Origin of the sequence: Kitasatospora mediocidica KCTC 9733 (genome assembly GCF_000744225.1) — a bacterium.
Classification (GTDB): Bacteria; Actinomycetota; Actinomycetes; order Streptomycetales; family Streptomycetaceae; genus Kitasatospora; species Kitasatospora mediocidica.
Genome location: NZ_JQLN01000005.1, coordinates 264,394 through 278,080, shown reverse-complemented (window position 1 = coordinate 278,080; position 13,687 = coordinate 264,394). Strand labels below are relative to the sequence as shown.

General features: G+C 71.9%; 11 protein-coding genes. All 11 read left to right on the top strand.

Annotated elements, in window-relative coordinates:
- Positions 1-60: 60 nt before the first annotated feature.
- The 11 genes from BS80_RS15355 to BS80_RS15305 all read left to right on the top strand — a co-directional run bounded on the left by BS80_RS15355 (position 61) and on the right by BS80_RS15305 (position 13,619).
- Entirely contained in the window at positions 61-1,230 is a 1,170-nt protein-coding gene (locus BS80_RS15355; RefSeq protein WP_035797846.1) for a cysteine desulfurase family protein, read from the top strand.
- A 36-nt stretch (positions 1,231-1,266) separates the two neighbouring features.
- Positions 1,267-2,415, top strand: a complete 1,149-nt coding sequence (gene mnmA / locus BS80_RS15350; RefSeq protein ID WP_035797844.1) for a tRNA 2-thiouridine(34) synthase MnmA — start codon at positions 1,267-1,269, stop codon at positions 2,413-2,415.
- 36 nt (positions 2,416-2,451) lie between these two features.
- Complete coding sequence (locus BS80_RS15345; RefSeq protein WP_035797842.1) at positions 2,452-2,985, top strand: LOG family protein; 534 nt, start codon at positions 2,452-2,454, stop codon at positions 2,983-2,985.
- Positions 2,986-2,989: 4 nt separating this feature from the next.
- Positions 2,990-3,679, top strand: a complete 690-nt coding sequence (locus BS80_RS15340; RefSeq protein ID WP_035797840.1) for an SDR family oxidoreductase — start codon at positions 2,990-2,992, stop codon at positions 3,677-3,679.
- A 166-nt stretch (positions 3,680-3,845) separates the two neighbouring features.
- Complete coding sequence (locus BS80_RS15335; RefSeq protein WP_083974756.1) at positions 3,846-5,960, top strand: transglycosylase domain-containing protein; 2,115 nt, start codon at positions 3,846-3,848, stop codon at positions 5,958-5,960.
- A gap of 67 nt (positions 5,961-6,027) precedes the next feature.
- Positions 6,028-6,981: a methionine synthase gene (locus tag BS80_RS15330; protein WP_051967102.1), complete on the top strand. Its 954-nt coding sequence runs from the start codon at positions 6,028-6,030 to the stop codon at positions 6,979-6,981.
- Between the two features lie 18 nt (positions 6,982-6,999).
- Positions 7,000-9,288, top strand: coding sequence for an NAD-dependent DNA ligase LigA (gene ligA, locus BS80_RS15325; RefSeq protein ID WP_035797836.1), 2,289 nt, complete (start codon positions 7,000-7,002; stop codon positions 9,286-9,288).
- 350 nt (positions 9,289-9,638) lie between these two features.
- On the top strand, positions 9,639-11,444 hold the full coding sequence (locus tag BS80_RS39405) for a putative bifunctional diguanylate cyclase/phosphodiesterase (RefSeq protein ID WP_051966647.1): 1,806 nt from the start codon (positions 9,639-9,641) through the stop codon (positions 11,442-11,444).
- 143 nt (positions 11,445-11,587) lie between these two features.
- Complete coding sequence (gene gatC / locus BS80_RS15315) at positions 11,588-11,884, top strand: Asp-tRNA(Asn)/Glu-tRNA(Gln) amidotransferase subunit GatC (protein ID WP_035797834.1); 297 nt, start codon at positions 11,588-11,590, stop codon at positions 11,882-11,884.
- Positions 11,885-11,889: 5 nt separating this feature from the next.
- Complete coding sequence (gene gatA, locus BS80_RS15310) at positions 11,890-13,383, top strand: Asp-tRNA(Asn)/Glu-tRNA(Gln) amidotransferase subunit GatA (RefSeq protein WP_035797832.1); 1,494 nt, start codon at positions 11,890-11,892, stop codon at positions 13,381-13,383.
- Positions 13,380-13,619, top strand: a complete 240-nt coding sequence (locus BS80_RS15305) for a hypothetical protein (RefSeq protein WP_035797830.1) — start codon at positions 13,380-13,382, stop codon at positions 13,617-13,619. Before gatA ends, BS80_RS15305 begins: the two co-directional genes overlap by 4 nt.
- Positions 13,620-13,687 lie beyond the last annotated feature (68 nt).

Here is a 13,687-nt window from a genome sequence, read left to right as displayed (position 1 = left end):
GCGTTGCACGGGCTGCAATGGCCAAATCGTGACCCTGGCGGCACTTACACTGGTTCAGCCATGCCATACCTCGACCATGCGGCCACCACACCGATGCTCCCCGCGGCGATCGCCGCGATGACGGCGCACCTCGGTATCACCGGCAACGCCTCCTCGCTCCACGGATCCGGCCGGCGGGCCCGCCGGGTGATCGAGGAGTCCCGCGAGTCGCTGGCCGACGCGCTGGGCGCCCGGCCGAGCGAGATCGTGCTGACCGCCGGTGGTACGGAATCGGACAACCTCGCGGTGAAGGGCCTCTACTGGGCCCGGCGCGGCGCCGACCCGGCCCGGACCAGGGTGCTGTGCAGTCCGGTCGAGCACCACGCGGTGCTGGACGCCGTGCAGTGGCTGGCCGAGCACGAGGGCGCCCAGGTCGAGTACCTGCCGGTGGACGGCCTCGGGCGGGTGCATCCGCAGGCGCTGCGCGAGGCGATCGCCGGCGACCCGGCGTCGGTCGCGCTGATCACCGTGATGTGGGCCAACAACGAGCTGGGCACCCTCCAGCCGATCACCGAACTCTCGTCCATCGCGCGGGAGTTCGGCATCCCGATGCACGCCGACGCGGTGCAGGCGCTGGGTCAGGTGCCGGTCTCCTTCGCGGAGTCGGGGCTCGACGCGCTGACCGTCACCGGCCACAAGATCGGCGGCCCGTACGGGGTCGGCGCGCTGCTGCTGTCCCGGGCGGCCTCGCCCGTCCCGCTGCTGCACGGCGGCGGCCAGGAGCGCGACGTCCGCTCCGGGACGCTGGACGTGCCGGCCGCGGCCGGCTTCGCGGCGGCCGCCGCGATCGCCGTCGAGCGGCAGTCGGAGCACGCCGTCGCGGTCGCCGCGCTGCGCGACGACCTGATCGCCCGGGTCCGCGCCGCCGTCCCCGACGCGCTGCTCAACGGCGACCCGGACGGCGCCGGCCGGCTGCCCGCCAACGCGCACTTCTCCTTCCCCGGCTGTGAGGGCGACGCGCTGCTGATGCTGCTGGACGCCGCCGGGATCGAGTGCTCGACCGGCTCGGCCTGCTCGGCCGGGGTGCCGCAGCCCAGCCATGTGCTGCTGGCGATCGGCGCCGACCCGCGGCTGGCCCGCTCCTCGCTGCGCTTCTCGCTGGGCCACACGTCCAGCAAGGCGGACGTGGACGCGCTGGCCGAGGCGATCGGGCCGGTGGTGGCCCGGGCCCGCAACGCCGGGCAGCGCTGAGCCGGTTTTCGTCCACCCCGTACCCTGGAGGGCACTATGACTGACTTCCCTGGTGCCCCGACCGGCCCGTCCACCGGCCCCCGTCTGCGTGTGCTCGCCGCGATGTCCGGCGGCGTCGACTCCGCCGTCGCCGCCGCCCGCGCGGCCGAAGCCGGCCACGACGTGACCGGCGTGCACCTGGCGCTGTCCTCCAACCCGCAGTCCTTCCGGACCGGCGCGCGCGGTTGCTGCACGCTGGAGGACGCCCGGGACGCCCGCCGGGCCGCCGACGTGATCGGCATCCCGTTCTACGTCTGGGACCTGGCCGAGCGGTTCCGCGAGGACGTGATCGACGACTTCGTGGCCGAGTACGCCGCCGGCCGCACGCCGAACCCCTGCCTGCGCTGCAACGAGAAGATCAAGTTCGCCGCGCTGCTGGACAAGGCGGTCGCGCTCGGCTTCGACGCGGTCTGCACCGGACACTACGCCCGGATCGTCGATGTCCCCGGCGGCGGCCGGGAGTTGCACCGCGCGGTGGACCCGGCCAAGGACCAGTCGTACGTGCTGGGCGTGCTGGACGCCGAGCAGCTGGCCCACTCGCTCTTCCCGCTCGGGGACACCGAGAAGGAGGAGATCCGGCTGGAGGCCGAGCGCCGGGGCCTGGCGGTCGCCAAGAAGCCGGACAGCCACGACATCTGCTTCATCGCGGACGGCGACACCCAGGGCTTCCTGGCCAAGCACCTGGGCACCGCGACCGGTGACATCGTCGACACCGACGGCAGCAAGATCGGCGAGCACGACGGCGCGTACGGCTTCACCATCGGCCAGCGCAAGGGCCTGCGGATCGGCCACCCGGCCCCCGACGGCAAGCCGCGCTACGTGCTGGACATCTCGCCGGTCAACAACACCGTCACGGTCGGACCGGTCGAGGGCCTGGACGTGTCGGCGCTCACCGCGATCCGCCCCCGCTGGTGCGGCACCGAGACGGTGACCACCGGCTCCTACACCGCCCAGCTGCGCGCCCACGGCGAGGAGGTGGCGGTCACCGCCGAGCTGGTCGACGGCGAGCTGCGGGTCACGCTGGCCCGTCCGCTGCGCGGCATCGCGCCCGGTCAGGCCGTCGTCCTCTACGACGGCACCCGGGTGGTCGGCTCGGCCACCATCGCCACCACCGAGCGCCGGTCGCTGGCCGCGGATATCGGCTGATCGCCTTCAGCCCCACGTGATAGACCTTTCAGCACCATGAATATCTGCGTCTTCTGCTCCGCGTACTCGCTCGACGACCGCTACACCGCCCCTGCCGGCGAGTTCGCCCGGCTGCTGGGGGAGGGCGGCCACACCCTGGTCTGGGGCGGCTCCGACGCGGGCCTGATGGGTCTGCTCGCCGACGGCGTCAAGGCGGCCGGCGGCACGCTGGTCGGGATCCTGGTCGAGCTGCTCGCGCACAAGGCCTATCGCGGCGCGGACGAGCTGGTGACCACCCGGGACCTGGCCGAGCGCAAGGCCCAGCTGCTGATGCGCGCCGACGCGGTCGTGGTGCTGGTCGGCGGCCTCGGCACGCTGGACGAGGTCACCGAGGTCCTGGAGCTCAAGAAGCACGCCCTGCACGACAAGCCCGTGGTGGTGCTGGACCCGGCGGGCTTCTACGACGGCCTGCGCACCCAGCTGGAGCGGATGGACGCCGAAGGCTTCCTGCCGCGTCCGCTGGCCGAACTGATCACTTTCGCCTCCGACCCGGCCGAGGTCTTCACCCTCCTCGCCACTGCCCAGGAGTAGACCCATGGCTACCCATCTGATCACCGGCGCCGGATCCGGCATCGGCGCGGTCCTCGCCGAGCGGCTCACCGAGCGCGGCGACGAGGTCTGGCTGCTGACCCGTAACGCCAAGCGGGCCGCCGAGCTGCGCGAGCGCTTCCCGAGCGTCCAGACCCTGGTCGGCGACCTGGCCGACCCCGCCAAGCTCTCCTGGGCGCTGGGCCACCAGACCCAGCCGGTCGAGCTGGACTCGCTGCTGCATGTGGCCGGCATGGTCGAACTGGGCCCGGTCGGCGACACGCCGGTCAAGGCCTGGAACGAGACCCTGGCGGTCAACCTGGTCGCCCCCGCCGAGCTGACCCGGCTGATGCTGCCCCAGCTGCGGCTCTCCCGGGGCCACGTGGTCTTCGTCAACTCCGGTGCGGGCCTGGCCGCGCACGCCGGCTGGGGGTCGTACGCGGCCAGCAAGTTCGGCCTGCGCGCACTCGCCGACTCGTTGCGCGCCGAGGAGCACGCCGGCGGCGTCCGGGTCACCACCGTCTACCCGGGCCGCACCGCCACCGCGATGCAGGAGAAGGTGCACCGCCAGGAGGGCACCGAGTACGACCCGGCCCGCTGGATCGCCCCGGAGTCGGTCGCGACCGCCGTCCTGACCGCGCTCGACCTCCCGCGCGACGCCGAGATCACCGAGCTCACCGTCCGCCCGGGGCGCTGACCGGGCCGAATCGGGTGGTACCGGTACGAACGGGGTGCGCGGAGCCGATCCGCGTGCCCCGGCGGCGTGTTGAGACCGAGATGGCGGCGATTCTGTGGCCAGGTCGTTACACGGGTGTAGAAATATCGGCACCTTTCCCCAAGGTTGGGATTCTAGGGTCGGAGGTATGGCGTCGAAGATCTCCTCCACCTCCTCCGGGCCGGTGGCCAAATCCCTGTTGGGTGTCCGTTTTCTGACTGTTAGTGCGATTGCCGGTGCCCTGCTGGCCGGTATGGCGCTGCCGTTCGTCGGGGGCTTCGGCCTCGGGGCGAAGGCGGCGGCCGACAGTTTCGACAGCCTCCCGGACGACTTCAAGGCCCCACCGCTGTCCCAGGCCTCGTCGATCTACGACTCGGCAGGCAACCTGATAGCCACCTCGTACGACCGTGACCGCACCGTCGTCCCGGGCGACCAGATCGCACCGGTGATGCGCAAGGCGCTCGTCGACATCGAGGACAACCGCTTCTTCCAGCACGGCGCGATCGACCCCAAGGGCATCATCCGCGCGCTGGGCAAGAACTCCGCGGCCGGTGGTACCGCCCAGGGCGCCTCGACGCTGACCCAGCAGTACGTGAAGAACGTCTTCGTGGACGAGGCCGGCAATGACACCGCCGCCGTCCTGGAGGCGCAGCGCCAGACGATGGGCCGCAAGATCCAGGAGATGCGCTACGCGATCGACGTCGAGCAGACCCTGACCAAGGACCAGATCCTCACCAACTACCTGAACATCACCTTCTTCGGTGAGCAGGCGTACGGCATCGAGGCGGCCTCCGAGCGATACTTCAGCGTCCACGCCAAGGACCTGAGCCTGCCCCAGGCGGCGATGCTGGCCGGCATGGTGCAGTCGCCGACCAGCTTCGACCCGATCGTGCACATGGCGGCGGCCACCGACAAGCGCAACACCGTACTGAAGAAGATGGCCCAATACGGGAGCATCACGCAGGCCGAGGCCGACCAGGCGATCGCCACGCCCGTCACCCTCCAGGTCAGCCGCCCGCAGCAGGGCTGCATCACGGCCAAGCAGGGCGAGGGCTTCTTCTGCGACTACGTGAAGTACGCGGTGCTCCAGGACCCGGTGTTCGGCGCCAACGCCGCCGACCGCAAGGCGCTGTGGAACCGCGGCGGCCTGAAGATCACGACCACCTTGGACCCGAAGGCGCAGGACGCGCTGGACAAGGGCCTGGCGGACAACGCGGACGCCTCCGACAAGCCCGCGGCCGTGATGAGCATGGTGCAGCCCGGGACCGGCAAGATCCTGGCGATGGGCCAGAGCCGCCCGTACGGCCTGGGGACCAACCAGACCCAGATCAACCTGAACGCCCCCAAGTCGATGGGCGGCGGCCTCGGGTTCCCGACCGGCTCGACCTTCAAGCCGATCGTGGCCGCGGCGGCGCTGGAGGGCGGGTTCACCCCCTCGCAGACCTACACCACGAACTCCACCATCAACTGGCCCAAGATGACCGACTGCAACGGCGGCGTCCACAAGTCGGTGCCGTCGGTGCGCAACGACAGCTCGGCCTCGCCCGTCACCTACTCGATGCCCGACGCGCTGGCGCAGTCGATCAACACCTACTTCGCCAGCCTGGAGGGCGACGTCGGCTTGTGCGCCACGGCCCAGATGGCCAACAAGCTGGGCATCCAGACGCAGGCCGACGGCACTCCGCTCCAGGTGGTCCAGTCGATGACCCTGGGCATCAACGACCTCACCCCGCTGACGATGGCCGGTGTCTACGCCACCTTCGCCTCGCACGGCACCTACTGCGCACCGCGCGCCATCACCTCGATGACCGGCCCGGACGGGAAGAACCTGCCCGTCCCGGCACAGAGCTGCTCGAAGGTGCTCACCGACACCACCGCGGACACCATCACCGCGATGCTCAAGGGCGTGGTCCAGGACGGCGGTACCGCCTCCAACGTCTCGCTGGGCGGCCGGCCGATCGCGGGCAAGACCGGTACCACCGACAAGGGCACGCAGGTCTGGTTCGTCGGCTACACCCCGGACGTGGCCGGTGCCACTGTGGTCAGCGACACCGCGGACCAGAAGCCACTGCAGGGTCAGATGTTCGGCGGCAGTCGGATCGACCAGGCCTTCGGCGCCCAGGTCGCCGGTCCGGTCTGGCAGGCCGCGATGAAGGGCGAGGTCACCGGCACGCCGGTCACCGACTTCCCCGACGTCTCGCTGCCCGCTCCGCCGGCCCAGCCCGCGCCGTCCGGCTCCCCGAGCGCCCCGCCGACCCCGTAGCCTGCACGGTGTGACCTCTGAGCAGCCCTTCCCCGACCTGTACGGCGCCGCGACCGGTGTCGGCTCCATGCCCGGCACCGACGCGCGGGAGGCCGCGAGGACCTCCACCGGCGCGCTGGAGCAGCTCCCGTTCCTTCCGGAGCTGCCCGCGCGCGGGCCGGGGGCCGACATGATCGGGCGCGGGGCGGGGCTGCTGGTGGAGCTGTTCGCGCAGGTGGAGCCGAGCGGCTGGCGGTTCGCCGACCGGCCGGGCCGGGACAGCAAGCGGGCGCACTCCTGGCTGGGCGAGGACCTGGACGCGCTGGAGGAGTTCACCCAGGGCTACCAGGGCGCGCTGAAGGTGCAGGCGGTCGGCCCGTGGACGCTGGCCGCCTCGATCGAACTGAAGTACGGCGAAAAGGCGTTGCGCGACCGCGGCGCCTGCCTGGACATCGCCGGCTCGCTCACCGAGGGCCTGCGCCGCCACCTCGCCGACGTCCGCAGCCGGGTGCCCGGCGCCCAGCTCGTCCTCCAGCTGGACGAACCCTCGCTGCCCGCCGTGCTGAGCGGCGGGGTGAAGACCGCCAGCGGCTTCCAGCGGCTGCGCTCGGTGGACCGGCAGGTCGCCGAGGAGGTGCTGCGCTCGGTGATCGGCGCGCTGGACACTCCCGTGATCGTCCACTGCTGCGCGCCCGAGGTGCCAATCCCCTTGCTGCGCCGGGCCGGTGTGGCGGGTGTCTCGCTCGACTTCGCCCTGCTGACGGAGCGTGAGGACGAGGTGATCGGCGAGGCGGTCGAGGCCGGCACGGTGATCCTCGCCGGAGTGGTGCCCTCCACGGACCAAGGATTGTCCGACCCGGCCGGTAATGTCGCGGGTGTCAGGACGTTGTGGCGCAGGCTCGGGCTCGATCCGGAACTGCTGGGCCGCCGCGTGCTGGTGACGCCGACCTGCGGTCTGGCGGGCGCGAGCCCGGCCTACGCCCGCGAGGCGCTGTCACTCAGCGTGAGGGGTGCTCGGAGTCTGGTGGACAACCCGGAGTGAGACGGTAGGAGGAGTTCGGTGGCGGCTGTCGAGGGCTGGGACGAGGTCCCGGCGCAGGCGCGCAGGCGGCACGCCGAGGTGGCGGCCGAGATCGAGGACCACCGGCTGCGGTACTACGAGCAGGACGCGCCGATCGTCAGCGACGCCGAGTTCGACGCCCTGATGCGCGAGCTGGAGGCGATCGAGGCCGAGCACCCGGTCCTGGTCACGCCCGACTCGCCCAGCCAGAAGGTCGGCGGCACGGCGGCCGAGGGCTTCGTCAAGGTCGAGCACCGCGAGCGGCTGCTCAGCCTGGACAACGCGATGGACGACGAGGAGCTGTCCGAGTGGGCCGACCGGGTGGCCCGTGAACTGGACGGCATCGACTACCACTACCTCTGCGAGCTCAAGGTGGACGGCCTGGCCGTCAACCTCACCTACGAGCACGGCCGGCTGGTGCTGGCCGCCACCCGGGGCACCGGCCGGATCGGCGAGGACGTCACGGTCAACGTCCGCACCATCAAGGAGATCCCGCACCAGCTCACGGGCGAGAACATCCCGGCCCTGGTGGAGATCCGCGGCGAGGTCTACCTCCCCACCGAGGCCTTCGCCGAGCTGAACGCCTCGTTCGCCGCGGAGAACGAGCGCCGCCGGGCCGAGAACGAGGAGCGCGCCAAGGAGGGCAAGCGCCCGCACGCCCTGGTCAAGCTCTTCGCCAACCCGCGCAACGCCGCCGCCGGTTCGCTGCGGATGAAGGACCCGAAGGTCACCGCCTCCCGCCCGCTGCACATGGTGGTGCACGGCATCGGCGCGCGCGAGGGCTTCACCATCGACTGCCAGTCGCACGCCTACGAGTTGCTGCACGGTTGGGGCCTGCCCACCGCCCGGCACAACCGGGTGGTCGCCACCCTGGACGAGGTGCGCGCCTTCATCAAGCTGTACGGCGAGCAGCGTCACTCGGTCGAGCACGAGATCGACGGCGTGGTCGTCAAGGTGGACGAGATCCCGCTCCAGGGCCGGCTCGGCGCCACCTCCAAGTCGCCGCGCTGGGCGATCGCCTGGAAGTACCCGCCGGAGGAGGTCACCGCCAAGCTGGCCCGGATCCAGGTCGGCATCGGGCGCACCGGCCGGGCCACCCCGTTCGCCGTGCTGGCCGAGCCGGTGAAGGTGGCCGGTTCCATGGTCCAGTACGCGACGCTGCACAACCAGCAGGTGGTCAAGGCCAAGGGCGTGCTGCTCGGCGACACCGTGGTGCTGCGCAAGGCCGGTGACGTGATCCCGGAGATCCTCGGCCCGGTCGAGGACCTGCGGGACGGCACCGAGCAGGAGTTCGTGATGCCGAGCCTCTGCCACGAGTGCGGCTCCGAACTGCGCCCGATGTCCGAGGGCGACATCGACCTGCGCTGTCCCAACGCGCAGTTCTGCCCGGCCCAGGTCCGCGAGCGGATCGCCTACCTGGGCGGCCGCGAGTCGCTGGACATCGAGGGCCTGGGCTACGTCGCGGCCACCGCGCTCACCCAGCCGCTGGAGCCCGCCGACCCGCCGGTCGGGAACGAGGGCGACATCTTCGGCCTGACCATGGAACAGCTGCTGCCGATCAAGGTGCTGGTGCGCGACCAGAAGACCGGCATGCCCAAGCTGGACGACAAGACCGGCAAGGAGAAGAAGGCCACCTTCTTCGCCAACCTCAAGGGCGAGCCGAAGAAGACGGCCGGCCTGCTGCTCGACAACCTCGCCGCCGCCCGGGAACGCCCGCTCTGGCGGTACGTCAACGGCCTGTCGATCCGTCACGTCGGCCCGGTGGCGGCCCAGGCGCTGGCCCGCGAGTTCCGAGACCTGGACCGGATCTTCGAGGCCACCGAGGAGGAGTTGGCGGCCACCGAGGGAGTCGGGCCGATCATCGCCAGGGCGATCCAGGAGTGGTACCAGGAGGACTGGCACCGCGAGATCCTCGAGAAGTGGCGGGCCGCGGGCGTGCGGTTCACCGAGGAGGCCACCGAGGAGCAGGGCCCGCGCCCGCTGGACGGGCTCGTGGTGGTCGTCACCGGCACGCTGGCCGGCCACACCCGGGACGGCGCCAAGGAGGCGCTGGTCTCGCGTGGCGCGAAGGTGACCGGATCGGTGTCGAAGAAGACCGACTTCGTGGTGGTCGGCGACAACCCCGGGTCCAAGTACGACAAGGCCGTCCAGCTGGGCCTGGCCGTGCTGGACGACGACGGCTTCACGGTCCTGCTGGAGGAGGGCCCGGCCGCCGCCCGCGCCCATCTCGGCCTCCCCGAGTCCGAGCCCGCGCCGGACCCCGCGCCGGAGTCCGCCGGGGCGGAGTAACCCCCGCAGGGCCTGACCAGGGCTGACGTGTCCTTCTTGTTATCGTGCTGATGCATCGTCAGCAGGGTGCGTGGGCACCAAACAGGGCATCGTGTGACTGTGCGGCATCGGCCCATGCCGGTGCACTCCCGGATGACCGAAAGTCAGCCTCCACTCAGGAGGCGGACTTACCCTGGAGTGCAACAGCGTGTCAGCAGGAGTGGGGCACCGGGTTCGTCCGGCGCCGACAGGGGCGCTTCCCGGCTGAGACCGACTGGCACACCATCAGGAGTGCCAGGGCCGACCGTTCTTCCGGTCGGTCCCAGCCGCGACGCGGCCTGGCGGGGCGGGCCTGACGGAGGACAGGGCGTATGGATCGTACGACCGGCGGTGCGCTGACGCGCCCGCCGCAGGGGGTGGCGGGCGCGGTCCTGCTGCTCGGTGTGCTGTTGGCCGGGGCAGCGCCGCTCATCCCGCTGGCGGTCCTGGTCAGCCGGTACGAGCCCGAACTGCTGCCGCTCTTCGCGGTCCCGTTGGCCGTCCTGGTGGCGGCCTGGCGGATCGCCCGCGACCGGGCCCGGGACCAGCTCACCGACCCGCTCACCGACCTGCCGAACCGGCACGCCCTGCTGCTCGCGGCACAGGAGGCGATCGCCGAGCACCAGGACGAGGAGGGGTACAGCGTCGGGCTGGTCCTGCTCGACCTCGACCGGTTCCGGTCGCTCAACGACACCCTCGGCCACGCGGCCGGCGACCGGCTGCTCGTGCACATCGCCCGCCGGCTGCACCGGGTGCTCCGCGGCGCGCTGCCGGACACCTCCCGCAACGCGCTGGACGGCCCGTCCGGCGCGGCCGAACGCCGGCGCGAGACCGAGGAGCTGCTGGCCGAGCTGCCGCCCACCGCCGACCGCGGTCGGCGCGCGGTGGTGGCCCGGATGGGCGGCGACGAGTTCGCGGTGCTGTTCCCCGGTGTCGGCTGCCCCGACACCCTGGAGCGGCTCGCCAAGGCGCTGATCGCCGAACTCGCGGCGCCGATCCGGCTGGACGGGCTGCTGCTGGTCCTGGAGGCCTCGGCGGGCGTCTGCGTCTACCCGGAACACGCCGCAGACGCAGAATCGTTGTTGCGCCGGGCCGACGTCGCGATGGGTCACGCCCAGCAGGGCCGTACCGGCGTCGAGCAGTACGACCACTCGCAGGACGCCGACACGCCCTACCGGATCGGGCTGCTCGGTGATCTGCGCCGGGCCCTGGAGACCGGTGAGGTGGAGCTGCACTACCAGCCCAAGGTGGCCTTCGACGGCCGGGTGGTCGGTCTGGAGGCGCTGCTGCGCTGGGAGCGGCCGGGCCGCGGCAGGGTCAGCCCCGACGAGTTTGTCGGCCTCGCCGAGTCCAGCGGCCTGATGCCCCGGCTCACCGAGTACGTCCTGGAGGCGGCCATCGGCCAGCTCGCCAGCTGGCGCGCGCAGGGCCTCCAGGTCCAGGTCGCGGTCAACGTCTCGCCGCGCGACGTGCTCAACCCGGGCTTCGCCCAGCGCGTGGCGGGCCACCTGGCCCGCCACCAGGTGCCCGCCCACGCCCTCCAGCTGGAGATCACCGAGCGGTTGCTGCTGGACGACTCGCGGCGGGCCGCCGACACCCTGGCCGAACTGCGCCGGCACGGCGTGGGGATGTCGCTGGACGACTTCGGCACCGGCCACTCCTCGCTGGTGCGGCTGCGCAGCCTGCCGGTCGGCGAGCTGAAGATCGACCGCTCGTTCGTCTCGCGGATGGTCGCCGACGACCACGACGCCGCCGTGGTCCGCTGCTCGGTGGAGCTGGCGCACTCGCTGGGGCTGACCGTGGTCGCCGAGGGCGTCGAGGACGACGAGACCTGGGAGCGGCTGCACGGCCTCGGCGTGGACGCGGTGCAGGGCTGGCTGGTCTCCGCGGCGCTGCCCGCCGACCAGGCGACCGCCTGGCTGCGGGTGCACCGCACCGGGCCGCCGCCCGCCGAGCGGATGACCACCCTGGACCGGTGGACCGGCAAGGCGGAGCTGTCCTGCCCGGTGCTGCCCAGGCCGGTGATCCCCACCCAGGCCGTCCAGTCGATGAGCGAGTCGCTGGCCTCCTCGGCCGTCCCGCCGCTCCTGCCCCAGTCCGGCGAGAGCGGATTACCCGCTCCCAGCACCCCACAGTGACTGGTCGGGCCGGCCACGCCCCCTAGGATGGGCAGCACAGACCAAGAGGACGCGAGGCCAGGGCGGCACTGCCGCCAGGTCGCCGTCCGGGCCGGTCACCCTCGGTGTCCGGCCTCACCAGAACTCACCTTGAGGATCGCTGCATGCCTGGCATCACGCGCGAGGAGGTCGCCCACCTCGCCCGGCTGTCGCGTCTGGAGTTGCAGGCGGAGGAGCTGGACCACTTCGCCGAGCAGCTCGACGTGATCATCGGCGCGGTCGCCCGCGTTTCCGAGGTCGCCGGACAGGACGTCCCGCCGACCTCCCACCCGCTGCCGCTGACCAACGTCATGCGCGCGGACGAGGTCCGGCCCTCGCTCACCCCGGAGCAGGCGCTGTCCGGTGCTCCGGCCGCCGAGGAGCAGCGTTTCCGCGTGCCGCAGATTCTGGGGGAGGACTAACACCCATGACCGACCTCATCAAGTACACCGCCGCCGACACGGCCGCCGCCATCGCGAGCGGCCAGGTGAGCGCCGTCGAGGTGGCCCAGGCGCACCTGGACCGGATCGACGCCGTCGACAAGAAGGTCAACGCCTTCCTGCACGTCGACACCGAGGGCGCGCTGGCCGCGGCCCGCGCGGTGGACGCCAAGCGCGCCAAGGGCGAGGAGCTCGGCCCGCTGGCCGGCGTCCCGCTCGCGCTCAAGGACGTCTTCACCACCCAGGGCATCCCCACCACCTGCGGCTCGAAGATCCTCGAAGGCTGGGTCCCGCCCTACGACGCGACCCTGACGTCCCGTCTGAAGGACGCGGGCGTGGTGATCCTGGGCAAGACCAACATGGACGAGTTCGCCATGGGGTCCTCCACCGAGAACAGCGCCTACGGCGTCACCGGCAACCCTTGGGACCTCTCCCGGATCCCGGGCGGCTCCGGCGGCGGTTCTGCCGCGGCGCTGGCCGCCTACGAGGCCCCGCTCGCGATCGGCACCGACACCGGCGGTTCGATCCGTCAGCCCGGCGCCGTCACCGGCACGGTCGGCGTCAAGCCCACCTACGGCTCGGTCTCCCGCTACGGCCTGATCGCCTTCTCCTCCTCGCTCGACCAGGGCGGCCCGTGCGCCCGTACGGTCCTGGACGCGGCCCTGCTGCACGAGGCGATCGCCGGCCACGACCCGCTCGACTCCACCTCGATCGACGCGCCGGTCCCGGCCGTCGTCGCGGCCGCCAAGCTGCGCGACGTGCGCGGCATGCGGATCGGCGTGGTCAAGGAGTTCGCGGGCGAGGGCTACCAGGCCGGCGTCATGCAGCGCTTCAACGAGAGCGTGGAGCTGCTGCGCGAGCTGGGTGCCGAGGTCGTCGAGGTCTCCTGCCCGTCCTTCACCCTCGCGCTGCCGGCCTACTACCTGATCGCGCCGAGCGAGGCCTCCTCCAACCTGGCCCGCTTCGACGCCATGCGCTACGGCCTGCGGGTCGGCGACGACGGCACCCGCTCGGCCGAGGACGTCACCGCGCTCACCCGCGAGGCCGGCTTCGGCCCCGAGGTCAAGCGCCGGATCATCCTGGGCACCTACGCGCTGTCCTCGGGCTACTACGACGCCTACTACGGCTCGGCGCAGAAGGTCCGCACGCTCATCTCGCGGGACTTCGACGCGGCCTTCGCGGGCGTCGACGTGCTGATCTCGCCGACCACGCCGACCACCGCCTTCCCGATCGGCGAGCGCGCCGACGACCCCATGGCGATGTACCTGGCCGACCTCTGCACGATTCCGTCGAACCTCGCGGGCAATGCGGCCATGTCGCTGCCCTGCGGGCTCGCCCCGGAGGACAATCTCCCGGTCGGCCTGCAGATCATCGCCCCCGCGATGGCGGACGACCGCCTGTACCGCGTGGGCGGCGCCGTCGAGGCCGCACTCAACGACAAGTGGGGGCATCCCCTGCTCGAGGAGGCACCGGCACTGTGAGCAAGATCGAGAAGGCAAAGGGCTTCAAGCACTCCAAGCCCGGACTGTGGCTCAGCATCGGCACCACGACGTGGGGCGCGCTGAGCATCGTCAAGGACGTCCGCAAGGCCCGCAGCGAGCAGGACAACCTGCTGCTGGCCAACGCCGTGGTCGGCGCCCTCGCCCTGATCACCGGCACCGCCCTGCTGCTGCGCGAGCTCAAGCAGCTGGGCGACGACGACGTGCTGCTGGGCTGAGCGGCCCCGGCTCTCAGGTCCGGCCCCCGTCCGCGGGGCCGGACCGGTACCTCCAAGACTTTTAGTGA

Coding starts and splice junctions, on each gene's coding strand:
- BS80_RS15355 (WP_035797846.1), top strand. CDS start 61: ATGCCATACCTCGACCATGCGGCCACCACACCGATGCTCCCCGCGGCG.
- mnmA (WP_035797844.1), top strand. CDS start 1,267: ATGACTGACTTCCCTGGTGCCCCGACCGGCCCGTCCACCGGCCCCCGT.
- BS80_RS15345 (WP_035797842.1), top strand. CDS start 2,452: ATGAATATCTGCGTCTTCTGCTCCGCGTACTCGCTCGACGACCGCTAC.
- BS80_RS15340 (WP_035797840.1), top strand. CDS start 2,990: ATGGCTACCCATCTGATCACCGGCGCCGGATCCGGCATCGGCGCGGTC.
- BS80_RS15335 (WP_083974756.1), top strand. CDS start 3,846: ATGGCGTCGAAGATCTCCTCCACCTCCTCCGGGCCGGTGGCCAAATCC.
- BS80_RS15330 (WP_051967102.1), top strand. CDS start 6,028: ATGCCCGGCACCGACGCGCGGGAGGCCGCGAGGACCTCCACCGGCGCG.
- BS80_RS39405 (WP_051966647.1), top strand. CDS start 9,639: ATGGATCGTACGACCGGCGGTGCGCTGACGCGCCCGCCGCAGGGGGTG.
- gatC (WP_035797834.1), top strand. CDS start 11,588: ATGCCTGGCATCACGCGCGAGGAGGTCGCCCACCTCGCCCGGCTGTCG.
- gatA (WP_035797832.1), top strand. CDS start 11,890: ATGACCGACCTCATCAAGTACACCGCCGCCGACACGGCCGCCGCCATC.